This is a genomic window from Methanosarcina flavescens (assembly GCF_001304615.2).
In the GTDB taxonomy this organism is placed as follows: Archaea; Halobacteriota; Methanosarcinia; order Methanosarcinales; family Methanosarcinaceae; genus Methanosarcina; species Methanosarcina flavescens.
Map to the genome: position 1 here is coordinate 2,487,805 of NZ_CP032683.1, position 19,843 is coordinate 2,507,647.

Below are 19,843 nucleotides of genomic sequence, written 5' to 3' on the forward strand. Positions count from 1 at the left end.
TTCCAGGAAATCCTGTGAAAAAAACCTTTTATTCCGTTACCAGAAGCTTCCGGGCAGGGGGAATTCTTTGATGATTATTATCAGGATAATTAAATAATCACTGTAATGATATATTAACTAATACATATCAGCTTGACTTATCAGGTAGATTTGATTAAGACATGCTGAAGTTGTGTTTAAACGATTATAAAGACTTACAATGGAACTTACTCTGCCACTCGATTATTTTATAGTATCAAACCTATAAAATTAAACTCAATAATTATTCGAGTATTACTGGTGGTAAACCGTTATTGTAATAAAATAAGCTTCTATAATACATAAAAATATTGATGTGTAGAGACAGTCTGGCACAATTGGGAAAGCAATATTGTGCATTAACTAAGAAATCGGCTATGAAAACCGACTATTATTAATATAGGCTGGCAAGATAGGAGGGATAATCCTAGATTTTTCGAATATGACACAACCGGGAAAAACAACTTTTTTTTAGTGTGAAATGAGTAAGACAAGAAACATATGCCTCAAATCCGTAACCTGCCGCCTTAGCTTTACAATCCGTGCCTCAGCCTTATAATCCAGCCCTTAGCCTGTACTCGATGCTTTAACTTAATAACTCAGTGCTTTAACTTGAACATTCATGTCACAATATTTATTTTTCAGGAAAAAATAAAAAAGAAGATTAACAGACCCGGTAAAAAAGCCTTAACAAAGTGCTTTAAAAGTTTTCTTCCGCACATTTAAGTACATGCTTCATCAGCATAGCAACGGTGACAGGACCTACGCCGCCAGGGACAGGTGTAATGAGGGAGGCTTTCTTGATTACATTTTCAAAATCAACGTCTCCATATACGCCATCTTTTTCCTGGGTAATTCCAACGTCAAAGATCACTGCCCCTTCCTTTATCATATCGGCTTTGATAAGGTGTTTCACTCCAGCTGCAACTACAAGGATGTCCGCGCCAAGAGTATATTTCTTAAGGTCGTCGGTGAACACGTGGCAAACTGAAACGGTTGCGTTCCGGTTAAGAAACATTGCTGCCATAGGTTTTCCAACAACATTGCTGTGCCCTACAATAACCACGTTTTTGCCTTTGATAGGCACATTGTACTCTTCGAGCGCCCGGATAATCCCATGCGGAGTGCAGGGAACAAGCCCTTCGTCCCCGATCATCAGTTTTCCCATATTGTAGGGATGAAAACCATCTGCATCTTTCTCAGGCGCTATGGCTTCCATTGCTTCCTGAGGGAAAAGATGTTTCGGAAGCGGAAGCTGGAGCAAAATTGCGTGCACATCCTTGTTTTTGTTAAGGCTATCGATCAGAGAGATAAGTTCCTCCTGACTGGTTTCTGCCGGAAGAAAGTGGTCTTCTGCCCGGATGCCCACACGTTCGCAGGCTCTATGCTTAAGTCGGACATACATTCTGGATGCAGGATCATCGCCTACGAGGATTGTGGCAAGTCCAGGAGTAATACCCCGGCCGCTTTCCAGAGCCTCAAGTCTTGACTCTACCTCATCTTCAATCTGCTTTGCAAGAACTTTACCATCTATAATTCGTGATTCGTAGCCTTCAACTGACATTGATAAAAGCACCCCAACTCTTAGATTAGCAATAAACCGGAAACCTTGAACAGAGTTCCCTGACCTTATCACTTATTTCCGACAGGAGATTATCGTTTTCTGCATTTTTGATTGCAGTCTCGATATAGTCGGCAATTATTTCCATTTCTTTTTCCTTCATGCCCCTTGTGGTACAGGCAGGGGTTCCGAACCTTACTCCGCTCGTGACAAATGGGCTGCGGGTCTCGAAGGGCACCGTGTTTTTGTTTGCAATAATCCCGGCTTTGCTCATGGCGGCTTCTGCATCCTTGCCTGTTATATTCATATTGTTTAGGTTTACAAGCATAAGATGGTTGTCCGTCCCGCCAGAAACGATATCAAAGCCCTTCTCTTTTAGGCATTTACAGAGAGTTTTTGCGTTCTTCACGGTTTGCACCTGATCACGTTTGAACTGATCACTCATAGCCTCCTTAAAAGCCACGGCCTTTCCGGCTATGATGTGCATGAGAGGACCGCCCTGGATGCCTGGGAAAACCGCTTTGTTGACTCTGATTGCAAGTTCTTCTGTTCTGGAAATAATCATTCCGCCTCTTGGGCCTCGCAGGGTCTTATGGGTTGTGCTGGTAACAAAGTCCGCATAAGGTACAGGGCTCTGGTGTACACCTGCAACTACAAGCCCTGCAATATGAGCAATATCTGCAAGCAAGTACGCTCCAACTTCGTCAGCGATTTCACGGAACTGCTTGAAATCGATCTCACGAGGATAAGCTGAGGCTCCGCAAACAATCATTTGTGGCTTGCATTCCTTTGCTTTTTCCAGAAGCTCGGAATAATCCAGCATTTCAGTCTCTTTACTGACCCCATACGGCACAATATTATAGAGCTTTCCGGAAAAGCTCACCGGGCTGCCGTGGGAAAGATGTCCGCCGTGGGACAGATCCATTGACATGATAGTGTCTCCGGGCTGCAAGACCGAAAAATAGACAGCCATATTTGCCCCTGAACCCGAGTGAGGCTGGACGTTAACGTAATTTGCGTTAAAAATCTCCTTTGCCCTGGCAATTGCAAGGTCTTCAGCAACGTCTACGAAATCGCAGCCGCCATAATAACGTTTACCTGAATATCCTTCGGCATATTTATTGGTCAGAATCGAGCCCTGAGCTTCCATAACAGCTTTGCTCGCGTAGTTTTCGGATGCAATAAGATTCAATTTATATTCCTGGCGCTCGGCTTCGTTATTGATAGCCTCGGACAGTTCCGGATCAATTTTTTCAATATAAGACATTACTGTCACCTGTTCATTTAAAATTGTTCAAAATCAAGATTTTTTATGGATTGGGTTGTGTATCATTTAAAGCTAACATGTGCATGTATGCAGGAGTTGCCTGACAGCCTGGAAAACCTCAGGACGCAGGGGCATTTAACGGTAAGAACCACCGGATAAATGGGAATATAATTCAGGCTATAAACCTTCTTGATGGGGGATTTTCCTATTAAAATTTCAGATCTTTCGGCAAAAGACTCCTGAATATTTTAAAGATAAGAAATTTCGAAACCTTGAAAGCCCTTATAGCCTGTAAGATTTCGTGTGAGTACCTATAAGTTAGGGTTATTTATAATTATCAGGGGTTAATGAGTTGTTACCCAGTAGAATTTATTCCGGTTTTGCATGGTTTTAAGTATTTGTTCTAAGTGCTTGCTCAAGCCAGGATTACTACATTTCTACCCTCAATTTTAAGTTTACCTTCGGTAAAGAGCTTGACTGCTTCAGGATAGATAATATGCTCCTGTTCCAGAATTCTATTGGTAAGCGTCTCTTCCGTATCCCCTGGAATCACAGGCACGCACTTCTGGAGAATTATTGGCCCTGAATCCAGCCCTTCATCTACAAAATGCACTGTACAGCCTGCAACCTTCACCCCGTATTCAAATGCCTGCTTCTGGGCGTTAAGCCCTTTAAATGCCGGAAGAAGAGAAGGATGAATATTCATAATCCTGTTCCTGTAGGTTTCAATTATCTCGTTTCCTAAAAGCCGGAAATAACCTGCAAGCAGAAGAAGATCCGTATCGTACTGGTTCAGAATATCCAGAATTGCCTTATCGTACTCAGCCCGGCCATATTCTCCGGGATCAAGGAAAACCGTGCTTATTCCATGAATTCTTGCACGTTCGAGCGCATAGGCATTTGCCTTATTTGAAATAACTACATTAATTGCCGCATTCTTTATGTAACCCTTCTCAATGCTGTCTATAATCGCCTGGAGATTTGAGCCCCTTCCAGAAACCAGCACTGCAATCTTTACCGTCATCGAAGCTTCTAGATTGAAACAGTGATATATTAGTTTTTTGGAACTATGCTCCGACTAACCACCCAATTTTTGCCCAATTCCATGAGCTAAAATCAAAAGCTTGCTAAATAGATTTACCGAAACCGTTGCGCCGGCTTATCACCAAGCGTTGCGCCGCTTGACCACGCCGACCACGTTGTTTTAGTTAAAGCATGGTTTTTGATCAAACTTTTTCAGAAAAAGTTTGCGATAAAACCTTCCCTCAAAAGGTTTTCGCTCAAGCCTTTTTTAAAAAGGCTTGTGATCAAACTTTTTTTAAAAAGGCTTGTGATCAATTTTTTTTAAAAAGGTTGAGTTACGCTTTGCTATGATTTTCCTTACGTTCTTCTATGAAGTTAAGGAGTTCCTGTGAATCACTTATCCTGTCAAGTTCTTTTTTCTCGATCATTACCGTATTTTCTACGGATTTGATCTTGGAACGCCCGTTGATAATAAATACAGATTGGGTTTCAGTAACGCAGGAAATACTGCTCATGAGATGAGCCCTTTTGATTACGGTAGTATTGAATTCGCTGACTCCAGTAAGGATAACTGAAGATTTGTCCCGTGAGATAGCCTTGAAAGGCGCCTGTGTGGTAGGAAGGACATCATATCCTAACATTGAAATTGTATTAAGGATGAGATCTTCGGGCAAAAGGGTGGAAGGCTTTTTCTGCTCTTCAGTTCTGGATTCTACCTTCTTCCTGGGCTTTCTGCTTCTGCAAGATTCCAGGATATTAATGGGCCTAGCGAGTTCAACCCCAAAAATCTCTTCCAGCTGGAGCACGACGTCTATCGATGCGTCCATGCCCTCTTCTTCGTACTTACTGATTGTCCTCCTTGAAACACCTACCATGGCAGCAAGGGTTCCAAGAGACATTGAGTGATTCATCCTGGCTTTTTTGAGGATATCCCCTTCTATGGAGACGTACAGCCCGCCAGGTGCTGCTGAAACCAGCGGAGGAACATTTTCAATAAAGTAGTCGTGGAGTGTTTGCACATTAAGGGCAATGATGTCGTAGCGCATGTAAACAACGCTATCCTCAAGCATCTGATCTCTTGTCTTTGCCCCCACAACAATAGCAGAACCTCCAAGATATTCGGCCAGGTACTTCATCTCCCTGGCGGTTTCTTCATTCAGACCGTCAATGTTAAATAAAACCTTGCAAAGTAATAGTATCTCGCCTTTCCGTGCGGCAATATCAAAACTCCTTGGACGTATATTGCATCGATCGGAAATTATAAAACCTGCACGTGTCAATACATCAATTATTTGATGTATGAGAACTTCTTTTGTCATTCCGATACCAATCTCTATTTGATCATCTATATATATTTTTCTTTACTTCTGGTAATTCTGACAGTGTGAAAATACGTCGGAGAGTAACGAAAAATGTATTTAATGGTGATGCATCTGGGATACTAGAGGCAAAAACTGGAATCTAAAAATGATTATCGGAATTGATGATACTGACTCAAACGATGGAATGTGCACAACCTATCTGGGAGCTCTGCTGCTGGACGAACTTCAGGCTTATGGAACCTTAGAGACTCTTCCACTCCTAATACGCCTGAATCCTACCATCCCTTACAAAACAAGAGGAAACGCTGCAGTAGCCCTGAAGATCAGGACTGACTATCCGGAAAAGGTAACTGCCCATGTTGTGTCTAGAATAGAAGAACTCGCGCGCATGGAATGCGAGAAAACCAATCCTGGAGTAGTTTTTATTCCGGAAAATGATTATGATAAGCTCAAACCTGTCCTCGGAATTTTTTTTGAGAAAGCCGTAAGGGATGTTATCGAAATACAGGAGGCAAAAACGCTCATCTCGGAACTTGGGATTTCTTCAAAAGGTTTTAAGAACGGGAGAGGATTGATAGGATCTCTTGCAGCCTGCGGGGCTATGCTGAACCTCGAAGCATGGGATCACACCTTTGAGTACCTTGCATACAGGCAAAAGGAAAGCTGGGGGACCCCACGTGAGGTCGAGAAGGAAAGTTTCTTTGAGGCTGACAGGAAGACATACCCTGGCACCTGGGACACTGTGGACCTTAAAAACAGGCTAGTTGTCTGCGTACCCCGCTCGGGTGATCCCGTGCTTTTCGGAATAAGAGGAGAAAATCCTGATATAGTTACCGAAGCTGCATCCCTGATCAGGGCCGAACCTATCGAACGTTTTGCCGTATACAGGACAAATCAGGGTACGGATATGCACCTGCTTTCCGCAGCAAGTCTCGCTGAAATCCAGGATATGCATTCTTATAGGCTTGAGGGCACAGTCCTGGCAATTCCGAGAACAATTACTGGGGGACATGTTATTTTTCCCATCAGCGATAGGGAGGGAAATGAAATCGACTGCGCAGCCTTCGAACCTACAAAGGACTTCCGGTTGCTTATAAGGAAACTCAGGCCCGGAGATAAGGTTGAACTGTCGGGAAGTGTCAGTTCCAGAACCCTCAATATCGAAAAAATTGAAATAAAATCACTCACTCCCCTTTACAAAGAAGAAAACCCTAGATGCCCGAACTGCGGAAAACACATGAAGTCTTCAGGCCAGGCCCAGGGTTTCCGCTGTAAAAAATGCAGAACCCATACCGCCTCAAAGATCACCTGTGAAGTAAAAAGAGACCTTGTCGCAGGACTATATGAAGTCCCGCCCTGCGCCCGCAGACATCTTGCAAAACCCCTGGTAAGGGAACAAAGATCTAACGTAAACATCTACCCTGCCCGTTAAGAAGAAACCGTTGTGCCGCTTGACCACACCGTCACGCCGGTTTTTGATCAAACTTTTTCTGAAAAAGTTTGCGCTCAAGTCATTTTCTCAAAAGATTTGGGGCACAGGAGGGGAATTTCTTTTATGCTCGCTTTTCTCAATGCGGCTCATGACTGAGTCCAGCTGTTCTTCGGAAATTCCGAGCGTATTCGGGATGGTTTCAAGATCTTCGTTTTGCTCAAGTTTTCTGAGCACTTCATCCACTTTTACGTAGGAAATCCCAAGTTCGACTTCATCAGTCTGACCAGCCCAGAGCCCTGCAGAAGGCTTTTTGGTGATAAGAGAATCTGGAACCCCAAGACTGCGAGAAAGCTCCCATACTTCAGTTTTGTAAAGTCCGCCTATGGGTTCGAGATCAACGCCTCCATCTCCATATTTCGTGAAATATCCAAGCAAGATCTCAGTTTTATTGCTTGTACCTATGACCATACGGTTCATCTGGTTTGCGTGGAAATAGAGGAGGGACATCCTGATCCTTGCTTTCAGGTTTCCCATGGAGAGTCGGTCCGCAGATTTACTCTCAGGGACTGCAGCCATGAAAGCCGAAATAATGCCTGAAATATCAATGATCTGAAACTCGATTCCCAGCCAGTCCGCAAGGGCTTTTGCATCTTTGCTGTCTTCAGCAGGGGTAAGACCGAACTCGGGCATATGGATTCCGAGTACATGATCTTTTCCCAGAGCTCTTACGGCGAGTGTTGCGGCGAGGGCTGAATCTATTCCTCCACTTATGCCTATAACAGCTCCATTTACTTCTGCTTTACGAGTTTCGTTGAGGATAAAGTCAATAATTCTGTTCTGCGCGATTTCGAGGTTCATGCTGTCAATTCCGGGGTATTGTAAGGTTAGATTCGAAACAATCTAGATCTCCTGATAATTCAAGCTCCTGAAAATTTAGGACATAACAGAAGCAGATTCGAAAGCTATCAGGTTTAAGAACTGATTTGGTAATTAAACAATTTTATACACAGTAGCTTCAGATATATAAAATACTCAGAGAAAAACGGATATAAGGTAAACTTATTTAATAAATGGAAGAGATAGGGAGTAATATATCCCAGGCAATATAATATAAATAATAATTACCAAATGTACCTCTACCGATAAAATTATTGTCCTGACAGGGTACAGGCTATAAAAGGGGGTGTATTAAAATAGGAAGGCTGGAAAGAAAATTCAAAGCCTAGAGTGTTCCGCAACAAACCCTCCGGGATAAAAACTTCCCTTATCAAAGGCATTGAAATAAAAAGACAACTAATACAGAAAACAGGTAGTTCCGTAATATGCAGTCCGGAAAAATCTGTTCATTTTATGTAATTATTGAATAAAAGTTACAATCAAAAAGACACAACTATTTTCGGGATGATCTATGGAAGAAATACAGTTGAAGGTTGAAAAGGCATATCCTATCGACCTTGGAAGAGGAATTATCCGACTTGACCCTACAACCTTACTGAAACTCCAGCTCTCGCCAGGCGATATTGTTGAAATAAGGGGAAAGAAAAAGACCACAGCAAAAGTATGGAGAGCTGACAGACAGGACTGGGATCAGGGACTCGTGAGAATTGATAACTTCATCCGGCAAAATGCAGGTGTCTCCATAGGGGAGAAGGTTACTATCAGAAAGGTTGAAGCTCCGGAGGCAAAGAAACTTGTTCTGGCACTTCCGGAAAGCATGACACAGGGGGGGCCTGAACTTCAGTTTGGGGAACATGCAAATGAAATTATAAAAAGGCATATCCTCAAAAGGCCAGTCTTCAGGGGAGACATTATTCCTATAATAAATTCGATGTCACAGCCAATGACCGAGTCCCTGACAACAAGCCAGGTAATTCCTCTGGTCGCGGTTGAGACCGAACCTTCGAACACAATTGTTCTCATCACGGAAGCCACGCTTATCGAGCTTCGCAAAAAGCCGGTGCAAGGGTACGAAAAAGCAACCCGGGGCGTAACCACCTATGAGGACATAGGAGGTCTCGGGGAAGAGATTATGCGTGTCCGGGAAATGATAGAGCTGCCCATGAAGCATCCTGAGCTTTTCGCTCACCTTAATATCGAGCCTCCCAAAGGAGTTATTCTCTACGGTCCACCAGGAACCGGAAAAACCCTGATTGCAAAAGCCGTAGCCAATGAGTCTGGGGCAAGTTTCCATTACATTGCCGGCCCTGAGATTGTAGGGAAGTTCTACGGAGAGAGTGAAGAGAGGCTCAGGAAGATCTTTGAAGAAGCAACCCAGGATGCGCCATCAGTCATTTTCATTGATGAGATAGATTCTATTGCCCCGAAACGGGAAAACGTGACAGGGGAAGTGGAAAGGCGTGTGGTTGCCCAACTCCTTACCCTGCTTGACGGGATGGTAGAGAGGGGACAGGTTGTTGTTATAGGTGCCACCAACCGTGTAGACGCAATCGATCCAGCACTCAGGAGACCAGGCCGCTTTGACAGGGAAATCCATATAGGTGTACCTGATACAAAGGATAGGTACGAAATCCTGCAGATCCATACAAGAGGTATGCCAATAGAGGGACATGCTGAGACTGAGGAGGCTGGTGAAGCCGAAATTGGAGCTGGTGAGGCTCCGGAAAGAGAAAGGAAAGAAAAGGTAGATAAATATCTGATGTATCTGGCTGAAAGGACTCAGGGCTTTGTGGGCGCAGATCTGCTGGCTCTGGTTCAGGAAGCAGCCATGCGGTGCCTCAGAGAAAATCTACCTGACCTAGACCTGGAAAAAGATGCGATTCCGCCTGAAAGACTGGAAAAGATCATTGTAACCAGAAAAAACTTTGAAGATGCCCTGATGGAGGCTGAACCCTCAGCTCTTAGAGAGATTTATGTAGAAATGCCTACAGTTACCTGGGATGATGTGGGTGGGCTGGAGGAAGCAAAGCAGGCCATTATTGAGGCAGTGGAGTGGCCTATTAAAAATCCGGAAAAGTTCGCTAAGATGGGGATAAAAGCTCCAAAGGGAATCCTGCTTTACGGTCCGCCAGGTACCGGAAAAACCCTGATAGCCCAGGCGGTTTCCAGGGAGTCTAATGCCAACTTCATAAGCGTCAAAGGACCTGAGATGTTTTCAAAATGGCTCGGGGAATCGGAAAAAGCCATCCGGGAAACCTTCAGAAAAGCCAGGCAGGTTGCTCCCTGTGTGATTTTCTTTGACGAGATTGATTCGGTTGCCGCGATGCCAGGCATGGAATCCACGGACAGCCGAACTTCAGAAAGGGTACTGAACCAGCTCTTGACCGAAATGGATGGACTTGAATCCCTCAGGGACGTTGTGGTAATTGCCGCAACTAACCGCCCTAACCTGTTGGACCCTGCAATCCTGCGCCCAGGGCGCTTTGACCGGCTGGTCTACATTGGTCCTCCTAATCGGAAAGGCAGGCTCAAGATCTTCAGAATCCACACAAGTAATACACCACTTGCTGACGACGTGGACCTTGAAACCCTTGCCGATATAACCGAGGGTTACGTGGGTGCCGATATAGAGTCTGTGTGCAGGGAAGCCGCAATGATTGCTCTCAGAGAAAATTTTGACACGGAATACGTGGAAATGCGGCACTTTAGAGAAGCTCTCAAGAAGGTGAAGCCCACCATTACAGAGAACATTGCTCAGTTCTATGAGAAGATCGAGGCACAGTTCAAAGGTGGCCAGAAACTCACGGAGCCAGCTGGTTATATCGGGTACAGGTAATGGTTTGAAAGAGTAATACTTTAAATGAACAACTTTTAAAAGGAAAAAGTTTTAAAGAACCTGGTTTCAAATGGAATAAAATGTTTAAAGTGAAAAAGCAAGCTTTACCCAGACCCTCATAACACGCTGCTACGGAGATACGATAAAAAATGTCAAAGGAATTTGCAAGAAACCTCTTTAACAAACAGGTAATGGCTACCGACGGAACCGAGATAGGAGTACTAAGCAACATCGTAGTCGAGATAAGGGGAGGAAACATTATTGACATGATGGTTATCCCCAATCCTAATTTTGACACAACGAGGTACAGGAAGGAGGATAACTTTATCCTGATTCCTTTCGATTCCGTTAGTGCCATAAAAGACTACATAATAATTGACAAGATGAAAGCAAAAGCGTAAATTAAAACAAAGAGAGGAAGTTTCCTCTCTTCTCATACTTTGTTTTTATTCTGTGTTTATTTCAGCATAGAGGATCTCTTCCTATATTCCCTAACTCTGCTTTGAGAGCGTTGATTCCGTATCGCTTGCTTCGCTCACTCAGGCGTACTTGCTTTAAGTTATATTTTCTTCTCGAATTGCTTCTGGGGATAATTCGATTAGTTTATAAAGTCTGACAGTATAGAGCAATGGAAAATAAACAAACTGATGAAAGGTGGTCAGGTTGACGTTTAAGAAAAGCAGCAAGTATGATACTGACTTTGTTAAAGAAAATATGATGGGCCCAAACCCAATGAAAATACTTGAGGAGATCGCAGAGTCTTTAAAGTTTGAAAAAGGCATGCGGGTACTTGATCTTGGCTGCGGGCGGGCACTTACTTCAATTTTCCTAGCAAAAGAATATGACGTTACTGTTTTTGCAACCGACCTCTGGATCAGTGCAACGGATAATTATGAGAGAATCAGGTCAACGGGGCTGGAAGATAAAATAATCCCAATACATGCCGAGGCACACGACCTGCCGTTTGCCAACGAATTTTTTGACCTTGCCGTATGTGTGGATGCTTATCACTATTTCGGGATTGAGGAAAATTACCTGACAGACCATCTTGCCCCTCTTGTAAAAAAAGGATGTCAGATAGCAGTTGCAGTCCCTGGGCTGAAAAAGGAATTCACTGACGGGGTTCCGGCAGAATTACAGCCATACTGGTGTGAAGATATGGATTTAACTCTGCACTCACGCGACTGGTGGTACGATTTATGGAAAAAATCCGATTCAGTTAGCATTCAGGAGTGCAAAGAGCTAAACTGTCTTGAAGAAGCCTGGCAGGACTGGCTTTCCTGCGACAACGACTACGCCCGCAGGGATATAGAAATGATGGAAGCCGAAGGTGGAAACTACTTTAATCTTGTCTCAATAATAGCTACTAAGCTGTGAAGAAGTTTTGAGACTCAATTTTTATTTTTTTCGGGAGAGTTTCAGGCGCGAGAATAGTCCTGAAATATTCTATTGAAAAAATAGTTTTAAAAAATATAAGTATTGAATCGTTTACTTTACATCATGTATTCCAGAATAAATGGTAACATTTTTTCCCAAACAAGTGAAATTGTCTTTTTTACTATCATGGTCAATATTCTTATTGCCAGCGCTGAAACTTACCTGAGAAATCCAGAAATTTTTGATCAAAACGGTCTCACGAGTTTACTACCAGTCTGGTATCAATTATCAGCAGGATTTTTAGCAATTTATTACTTTGTTACATGAAGGTATGAGGATAATGTAACAAAGAAAGAATCTATTAACAAACACAGGTACAATACTGTGCGGATTAACTTATTTTGCAGCAGCCTTTTGCTTCTGTGTTTGATCCTCGTTAACAATTTTCCTGCATATTTCACATTAATAGGCTCATACTTGCATAATTTAGCATACTTATCAATAGCAATAAACGTGATTGTACTGGCAATTTTAGCGTTGAATCTCTCTCATTTATTCAAAAAGAAGTGAGGACGTAAGCTTTTGTGCTTAGTTCTGCACTTTCTTTCTTAAAAACGAGACTATTTGATCTTATTTATTGATTATAGACTGAATTAATGGTTTGAAATAATGCATGATTTATTTATTGAATTTTTTAATTATTTGTTAGATAGTTTACAGTCTCTTACCGATTATTATTTAGTTCAACCTTACAAATAAATCTCAATTTAGATAAACTTATAAAGATTACTTTTCATTATCATAAATGACTGCATATGAAATTAAAACAGCAATTAGGTACTGACTACGCCACTAAATTGAAAGTAATTGAAAGCAAAGCAAAAGAAATCTGGGAAAAAGGCGAATTGTACCATACTTATTACACATTACATGGAATGAAACATTCGGATGCAGTTGTAAACATACTCGACCTCTTAGTAGATGGCTTAAATCCTGAAGATAAACTTGACGAAATTGAGATCTTTTGTTTGCTGTCAGCTGCATACTTACATGATGTGGGGATGCAACGTAAATACCCAGATGACGAGGCAAGGATAGAAAGTATTTTTCAAGCAAAAAATAAACCTTACACAATTCAGGATCTAATAAGAGACGAACACCATTTAAGAAGTGGTCGTTACATAAAAGAGAACTTTAAAACTTTAGATCTTGACTTATATGAAGCTGAATGCGTGAGATTAATCTCAGAGGGGCATCGGAAAGTAAACCTTGGTTCAGATGATTATGAAAGTCAGGCTATAGGTTTTAAGAGAGTACGCGTACGTTTACTTTCATCGCTTCTAAGGTTAGCTGATGAGCTTGACATTGATTATAGACGTGCACCTGAAACGTTGTATGAAATCCTAAAAGAAGATATGCCAGACTTTTCCCGGCTTCAATGGCTGAAGCATTATTACACAAGTGGCTTAATTATTGAACCAGTTACCAAAGAAGGCAAAAGAAGACTTTCCATAGAGATTAATTGCCAGTATCCAAGAGAAGATGAAGGACGTAAAATAACTGAAGTACTCATTTTGAAACCAATAGAAGAGAAGATAGAAGAATTGAAAACAATATTCTTAGAATATGGTCTAAAAATCGATCTAGCTTACAGAGTAAAAGTGAATGCAGATTTATCTGAAATTCCTGAATTCCTGTACAGAGATGACTTTGGTCAAAACTTAAAAGTTTCAATCGAACTACCAAGGACTAAAGGGTTTGTTAGTAGAGACGACAAATTAAATGAGTTATCGGACTCACTAAATAGAAATATTATAGTAATTGAAGGAATACCAGGAATTGGAAAAACTTATATTTCAGCTAAATTTGCAGAAAAACTGAAAGACAGATTTGATGTCTATTGGTATGGCAATTTAAGTGAAGTGAGTACTCTAAGTTCTGTTTTAAAAAAGTTTGCATACTTTCTAAAAGGAAAAAATAAGCCAAGACTTGCCAATTCCATAGAACATTTTGGATACGACAATGATGTCTTAATTGCATTGCTTAAAGAGGAATTGAACTCTAGTAACTTCGCCATCTTTCTCGATGATTATCATAAAGCTGAGAAAGAATTAAACCCTTTATTAAGAGAACTATTATCTATTGATAATTCAAAAATCATAGTAATTACCCGTCATGAGCCTAAATTCTATAATTCAGTTGACACTCTTGAGAATAGAGTGACTACGGTACAAATTGATTCATGGAGCCCTGAACATACTAAAATGATGCTAGAAACACGTGGTATAGAAACAAGCGAATTAGTGCTAAGGGAAATTCATGAGAGGCTTCATGGACATCCTCAATACTTAAATCTTTTTTGCATTCTAGCTCTAAAGGATACAGCAGAAGAATTATTGCGAAATGTGCCTAAAGCTCTCAAAGAAGCCCATGATTATCTTGAGACTGAAGTTTACAATTCCTTATCTTCCAATGAAAAAATATTGTTGCAGACAATAGCGATATTTAGACTTCCCGAAACAATAGAAGCATTCGATAGCGTAAATGAATTTAAAGATTTGTCTGAAACACTTGACGAGTTAATTAATAAGTTATTGGTTAATGAAATAGGTTCAAACACTTTTAAAGTACATGATATTATACGCGATTACTGTTTAAGTGATCCTAAAAAGAAAGCGTTAAGAAGATATCATGAAAATGCAGCTAAGTATTACCTTTCTCTAAGTGATGAACCAGAAAACATCTTAGAGGCAGCGTATCATTTTGAGAAAGCAGATTTGAAGGAGAAATCATCTAAAACACTTATAGAAAACGCAAGTAATTTTATTTCGAAAGGATTTTGGGATAAAATAGAAATTCAGCTAAAAAGTTCAATTAAATCTTTTCAAAGAAAAAACCAACCAAATGACATTAATTTACTTGCTTGTGCACATCTAACTATTGGCACTTTATATGACACAAAAGGAGAATATGATCTAGCTTTAAAACATGCTGACCAGTCTAAACTTTTGTTCAACAGAATTAAAGAGAGACATAATATTTTTAATGTATATACATTACTTTCTTCTATACATCATCATAAAAATAATAATAAAATAGCTACTGATTACACTCAAAAGTGCTTACAAATAGCTGAATCCCAAAAAAATGATTATTTGAAGGCTGTTGCAATTGGAAACAAAGCGAATTTACTCGGTTATGAAGACGACGAACTCCGAATGAAATATTTTCAGGAAGCTTTGGAAATCTTTGAACAATATGGTTCATTACATAACATAGCACAAACTTTTGGAAACATTGCAATATTGTACTCTAGAATGAAAAAGTTTGAAAAGGCCTATGAATGCATTACAAAATCTTTAAGAATACAAGAAGAAAGGAACGCTATTTACGATATTGCAAAAGTTAAACATAGCAGGGCTTTTATATATTTACAGGATCCCGCAAAATCCATGAATTATGAAAGAATTGTAGGATGTTTGGCAGAGGTTCTAGGAATATATGAGAAGATTGGTCATAAAAGGGGAGTTGCAGAAACTCTAGAATTAATTGGAGATATATATTTTAAAAATGAAAAATTTGAATTAGCTATCGAAAACTACCAGTGTGCTCTAGACACTTATGAAAAGATAAATAATAAGGCAATGGTTGCACAAACACTCTTATCAATTGGAAATATATATCTAAAAAATAAAGATTTTGAGTTAGCTATAGAAATTTATCGCAGAGCGAGTGATCTTTATTCATCATTAAATCAAGAAGCAGACAGAGTAGACGTAGAAATATCATTAGCAGAGGTACTTTTATTAGCTGGAAGTCCCGAAGAAGCTCTTAATGAAGTTTCCAAAATTATTGTGTTGGATGATGAAAAGAACTCCTTAAACAATAGGGAAAAAGCTCTAACACTTTTTTTCGCAACGGTCTCATCTATTATGTTGAACAAAGTGAATCAATCGTCTCAATTTTTGCAAAAGATTGGAAGTTTAGATAATAAAGAGTTTTCAATAAACTGGGACTTTTCCGATATTGAATCTGTCTTAATTAAAACTGGTGAAAGTAAACAACTACTTTTAGATGTTATATCTTTTTTAAAGGGTGAAACAAATTTTCCTATTATCAGACTTGAGGATGTTCAGATATTGGGAGAGGATAAAGGTACAAAATCTAAAGTTTATCATCCCTTTGCTGGGTATTTGACAATCTCAGTGACCGACACCGACTTAGAAAAACTAATTAAACAAATCAATCAATCTCAAATAATGTACTTTGACGTACCCGATATAATGGATTTAGAACGTAAAAAGGCTTTGCTGATGTTAGGATTTTTGTCGAAGAAGGGGATTTACGAAGTACAATCTTTGGAAGGTCAAGAGTACAAAATAAATTTAACTAAAAAAGGGTCGAGGTTACTAAAATCTGTTTTAATGCCTGAGCAACAATTATCACCATCATGAATTTGCTTTTGTACATTGCAAGTTGAAGTATCATAAAGGAGATAGTTAAAGTCATTTACTAACGCTTTACTTTCTAATTATGTTTGCTTGCGCTATCCAGCAAAATATTGAATCATATAATTCTGTCAATTTCATGCCTTTATAATGAAAAATAGTTTCAATATTAGACTTAAATTTCATAGAGAAAACGGTAGCAACGGTAGGAAAAGGTAAAATCTGACTCACTCCAAGTTTTAAATATCCTTTTTTCACCCCTTTGTGATTTCAAGGCATGTCACATCGAACTATTGTTGTTATATATTCAATCTAGATGTTGACGAGAATTTACAGCACTAATCATCGTGGACAGAACTTAATGCTGCTCAAAACAATAAGAGAAATTTAAGTGCAAGCTCAAAAATAACTGCAATTCATTGGCCGTCGGTTAAGTAATCTTCTTGCCCTGTATGCTGTCGATTCTATAGCAAACTTCCAGAAGGTACGGACTTAGATAAATCAGAAAGCTATGAAGGCACCTGTGAAAAAATAGACACTAGAAGTTTTGATAGTTCACATTCTTCCATATTTCTTATGCACTTGTTAAGCCGTCAAAATATCGAAAACATATGCCTTGTTTTCAGCTTAATCAATTTGAGAACGTATCCGATAATCTCCAACTCTAAGAGCATGTCTTAAAATAAATTGATCACACAATTAGGATAGTAATCTAATCATTAGATTTGACATTCCCAGCTATCCAATTGTAAATGGTATGGTTTAGATACATCCCCAGGAGGCAGAAGGTTTTGGAAGATTGGAAAATAAAGATTTCTGTGCTCTGGCTCTTTGCATCAATTGCCTTTCTGGCTCATCAGATACTGTTGCTTATGGAGCCGGGTATAATAGAAAATCTAATGGCGGGAGAAGCAGAAGGTCAGAAAATAGTGCCTGAGCTGATACTGTTCTTTGCAATCTTGATGCTGGTTCCGATGTTGATGGCTTTCCTATCCCTGACCCTGAAATATTCGATAAATCGCCGGGTAAATATTATTGTGGGCACAATCTTTGCTGTCATCTGGTTAGTTGGCGTAGTTGATGCGGTACAATCTGCATATTGGGGTGGGGCACTAATGACGTTTTCAGCAGTCGTGGCTTCGGTATTGATTGTCTGGTATGCGTGGAAGTCAAAACAGATAACTTGAATCTTACCAACCGAATCTAGGTAAAGGGTCTATTAATAATGAAAATTAAGGAAATTAATTGAATTATAAACAATCAATTTCCTGTGGAGTATTAAAGATAACTAAATAGTTTATCTTATAGGGTGGTATAAGGAAGAGAAAAGAAGATTTCCACCCCGGCAGCTTGCTGCGGGGGTATTGGGCTGAATGAAAAAGAGTAAATTAAGTTTTCAGGAAGGAACCCCCATATAAATCATATGAAGCTCTTTGGCGACTTCCTCAGCGTTATTATACTGTTTATCCGGTAGCAGGCCAAGTTCCCGAAGAATGTCCGGAAGTGCTCCACTCTTCTTTGCCTGGGCAATAATCTCGTTCCTTTTTACAGGAAAATCCATACTCTGTAATATCTTCTGAGCTCCCATAGGAAGTTCGGCAATAAATTCGCTTTTAGTCTCTTTTTCCATAATATTTCCCCTTTACTCTTGTTTAATCTTTATTTAATTCCATGAAGGCATTTGAGGCATTTACATACTCCTTTCCCTGAGATTACCAGGTTCCGCCAGCAAAATGTTGTTTCTGGCATTCTCTCCTTAACGCTTAACAGAACCTTCCTGTTTTGCAGGAAATCGATGCTGATTAAAGCCTCTTGAAAGAAGCTGTACTTCTTTTTCCAGTATGAATATTATGATAATACTATTTAAAAGTTAGCATTATTGTATTAAGATATATTAAATATTAACATAATTTTTAAGTTTAGTAACAAAATAAGTTATAAATTAGTAAATTTTTAAGATTGAAACTAATAAAAATCCTCACTTCAGTAAGTCTCTTGGATTCAATAAATCTTTTAAAGTAAGTCTTCTGAATTCAATAAATCCTTCAGATTACAATTTATCCATATTTATGTATGTGAGTCAATAAAAAGAGATCCGTATTAAACTTAAATTTAATAAGCTTTGTAGGGTTTACTGGCAGATGAATAAGATGTACACTGAAAGCGATAACCTTCAGGACTACCTCAAAAAGAGTGAAGTCATAAACTATGACCACAGGCTGATTGTTGAGAAGTGCCTTGAACTGCAGAAAGGCACAGGCGACGAGATCAGCCTGATTAAAAAGGTTTATGAATTCGTTCGGGATGAGATTCATCACTCAGGCGATATAGGGGCACAGGAAGTTAACTGTACGGCATCAGAGGTTCTGGAGGCGGGTCACGGGATATGCTGTGCTAAAGCTCACCTGCTTGCAGCCATGCTGAGATTTTTCGGGGTTCCTGTCGGATTCTGCTATCAGAAACTTTCCTCAAGTCGCGATGTTAACAGGAAGTTCCTGCACGGCTTAAACGCTGTATATTTGATAGATCTGGACAAATGGATAAGATTGGATGCAAGAGGTAACAAGCCAGGCATAGACGCTCAGTTTTCCATACACGAAGAAAAGATTGCAAAACCAGCCCGCAAAGAGTTTGGGGAAGAAGATAGCCACATAATATTTGCAGACCCTAATCCTACTGTTGTTGAAATATTAAAGAAAAGTAATAACATGGAAGAATTATGGATGCAATGGGATCTTGGGCTGAGAGATTTATTTCAAGATTAAAAATTAATTGGGGAGCGTTAGGGAAGCCGCTGTTGCGCTGTTTTTAATTTGAGGTTTTTAAATCCAGCCTTTCTCCTCAAGAAATTCGATGGCTTCTATGGTTCCGTCGCCATAGGTAGCTTCTGTTACATAATCTGCGGCTTCCTTTATTATTTCATCCCCGTTCCCGACAGCGATTCCGAAACCTGAAACCTCAAACATCTCTACGTCGTTTGCAGAGTCCCCTATGGCTACAAAATCTCTGGCTTTTAGCCCCATCATGTTTGCAAGTTTCTTAAGACCAACACCTTTGTTGACTTTCTTGCTTTTGATATGTATAGCATATTTAGTATCAACCATTTCGACGTCCAGATTCTGGGTTTTGAGAAGAGATCGGGCTTTTTCAAGGTCAAAGTCTCGCCTGAGGGCAATTTCGGTTTTTCGGTAGAGAGGATCGAGTTTGGTGAGGTTAAAATATCGGGAAAGAAAAGAATAGGCTTTCTCGCATTCTTCCATGCTTTCCTCATACGTACCCTGCAAATCGAAGCGGACAGTTATAGCTCCACCATTTTCCGCGATCACAGCACCCTCAAGGCCTATAAGCCTTGATGTCGTCCTTGCATAGCAGAGAATATTCCCTGTGGCAAGCACGAAAGGAAGTTTAAGAGTGCGGATCTTTTTGACGGCCCCCAGATGAAGTTCCCTTTTCTCGCAGGTGATTGTCCCGTCAATATCGGCAACAATGGCTTTGAATTTCATTAAAAAAGATTGGAGATGGGTAGATAAAACATTTCCCTACCCAGCTTTGGATGTATTTACCGTTTATATCTGTTACTTTTTGTAAATTTATCACAACGTTGTTTGTCTCTTGATTTCACTGATTTGCGGTTTCTCAAGTTCACTTGCCTGCGGCTTTTC

General features: G+C 40.1%; 14 protein-coding genes. 7 read left to right on the forward strand and 7 right to left on the reverse strand.

Annotation, left to right across the window (positions count from 1 at the left end; all coding sequences use genetic code 11):
- Positions 1-718: 718 nt before the first annotated feature.
- From AOB57_RS10935 to AOB57_RS10950, 4 genes are all read right to left on the reverse strand, one after another.
- Positions 719-1,582: a bifunctional methylenetetrahydrofolate dehydrogenase/methenyltetrahydrofolate cyclohydrolase gene (locus AOB57_RS10935; RefSeq protein WP_054299373.1), complete on the reverse strand. Its 864-nt coding sequence runs from the start codon at positions 1,580-1,582 to the stop codon at positions 719-721.
- A gap of 25 nt (positions 1,583-1,607) precedes the next feature.
- On the reverse strand, positions 1,608-2,846 hold the full coding sequence (gene glyA, locus AOB57_RS10940) for a bifunctional serine hydroxymethyltransferase/L-allo-threonine aldolase (protein WP_054299372.1): 1,239 nt from the start codon (positions 2,844-2,846) through the stop codon (positions 1,608-1,610).
- Positions 2,847-3,261: 415 nt separating this feature from the next.
- Entirely contained in the window at positions 3,262-3,870 is a 609-nt protein-coding gene (gene purN / locus AOB57_RS10945) for a phosphoribosylglycinamide formyltransferase (RefSeq protein WP_054299371.1), read from the reverse strand.
- 334 nt (positions 3,871-4,204) lie between these two features.
- Positions 4,205-5,188 carry a transcriptional regulator gene (locus AOB57_RS10950; protein ID WP_054299370.1) on the reverse strand — a complete coding sequence of 328 codons (984 nt, stop codon included), beginning with the start codon at positions 5,186-5,188 and terminating at the stop codon, positions 4,205-4,207.
- Between the two features lie 148 nt (positions 5,189-5,336).
- Here AOB57_RS10950 and AOB57_RS10955 point away from each other — a divergent pair, with 148 nt between their 5' ends.
- Positions 5,337-6,623 (forward strand): tRNA(Ile)(2)-agmatinylcytidine synthase, encoded by a 1,287-nt coding sequence (locus AOB57_RS10955; protein ID WP_054299369.1) that lies wholly within the window; start codon positions 5,337-5,339, stop codon positions 6,621-6,623.
- An 87-nt stretch (positions 6,624-6,710) separates the two neighbouring features.
- Here the strand turns inward: AOB57_RS10955 and AOB57_RS10960 are convergent, their stop codons facing one another.
- Positions 6,711-7,481, reverse strand: coding sequence for an NAD+ synthase (locus AOB57_RS10960; protein ID WP_054299368.1), 771 nt, complete (start codon positions 7,479-7,481; stop codon positions 6,711-6,713).
- Between the two features lie 550 nt (positions 7,482-8,031).
- On the opposite strand from AOB57_RS10960, the gene AOB57_RS10965 reads away from it, so the two are divergent.
- The 5 genes from AOB57_RS10965 (at position 8,032) to AOB57_RS10985 (ending at position 17,368) form a co-directional block, all read left to right on the forward strand.
- On the forward strand, positions 8,032-10,356 hold the full coding sequence (locus AOB57_RS10965; RefSeq protein ID WP_054299367.1) for a CDC48 family AAA ATPase: 2,325 nt from the start codon (positions 8,032-8,034) through the stop codon (positions 10,354-10,356).
- 149 nt (positions 10,357-10,505) lie between these two features.
- Positions 10,506-10,757: a PRC-barrel domain-containing protein gene (locus AOB57_RS10970; protein ID WP_054299366.1), complete on the forward strand. Its 252-nt coding sequence runs from the start codon at positions 10,506-10,508 to the stop codon at positions 10,755-10,757.
- A gap of 253 nt (positions 10,758-11,010) precedes the next feature.
- Entirely contained in the window at positions 11,011-11,733 is a 723-nt protein-coding gene (locus tag AOB57_RS10975) for an SAM-dependent methyltransferase (RefSeq protein WP_226999475.1), read from the forward strand.
- Between the two features lie 815 nt (positions 11,734-12,548).
- Positions 12,549-16,187, forward strand: coding sequence for an HD domain-containing protein (locus tag AOB57_RS10980; RefSeq protein WP_054299365.1), 3,639 nt, complete (start codon positions 12,549-12,551; stop codon positions 16,185-16,187).
- Between the two features lie 785 nt (positions 16,188-16,972).
- Positions 16,973-17,368 carry a DUF6326 family protein gene (locus AOB57_RS10985; protein ID WP_226999476.1) on the forward strand — a complete coding sequence of 132 codons (396 nt, stop codon included), beginning with the start codon at positions 16,973-16,975 and terminating at the stop codon, positions 17,366-17,368.
- 209 nt (positions 17,369-17,577) lie between these two features.
- On the opposite strand, the gene AOB57_RS10990 is transcribed toward AOB57_RS10985, so the two are convergent.
- On the reverse strand, positions 17,578-17,811 hold the full coding sequence (locus AOB57_RS10990) for a DUF2795 domain-containing protein (RefSeq protein ID WP_054299364.1): 234 nt from the start codon (positions 17,809-17,811) through the stop codon (positions 17,578-17,580).
- A 511-nt stretch (positions 17,812-18,322) separates the two neighbouring features.
- Here AOB57_RS10990 and AOB57_RS10995 point away from each other — a divergent pair.
- Positions 18,323-18,946: a transglutaminase-like domain-containing protein gene (locus AOB57_RS10995; protein WP_226999477.1), complete on the forward strand. Its 624-nt coding sequence runs from the start codon at positions 18,323-18,325 to the stop codon at positions 18,944-18,946.
- Positions 18,947-19,003: 57 nt separating this feature from the next.
- Here AOB57_RS10995 and AOB57_RS11000 read toward each other — a convergent pair whose 3' ends face one another.
- Positions 19,004-19,684 carry a phosphoglycolate phosphatase gene (locus AOB57_RS11000; protein WP_054299362.1) on the reverse strand — a complete coding sequence of 227 codons (681 nt, stop codon included), beginning with the start codon at positions 19,682-19,684 and terminating at the stop codon, positions 19,004-19,006.
- Positions 19,685-19,843: the final 159 nt, after the last annotated feature.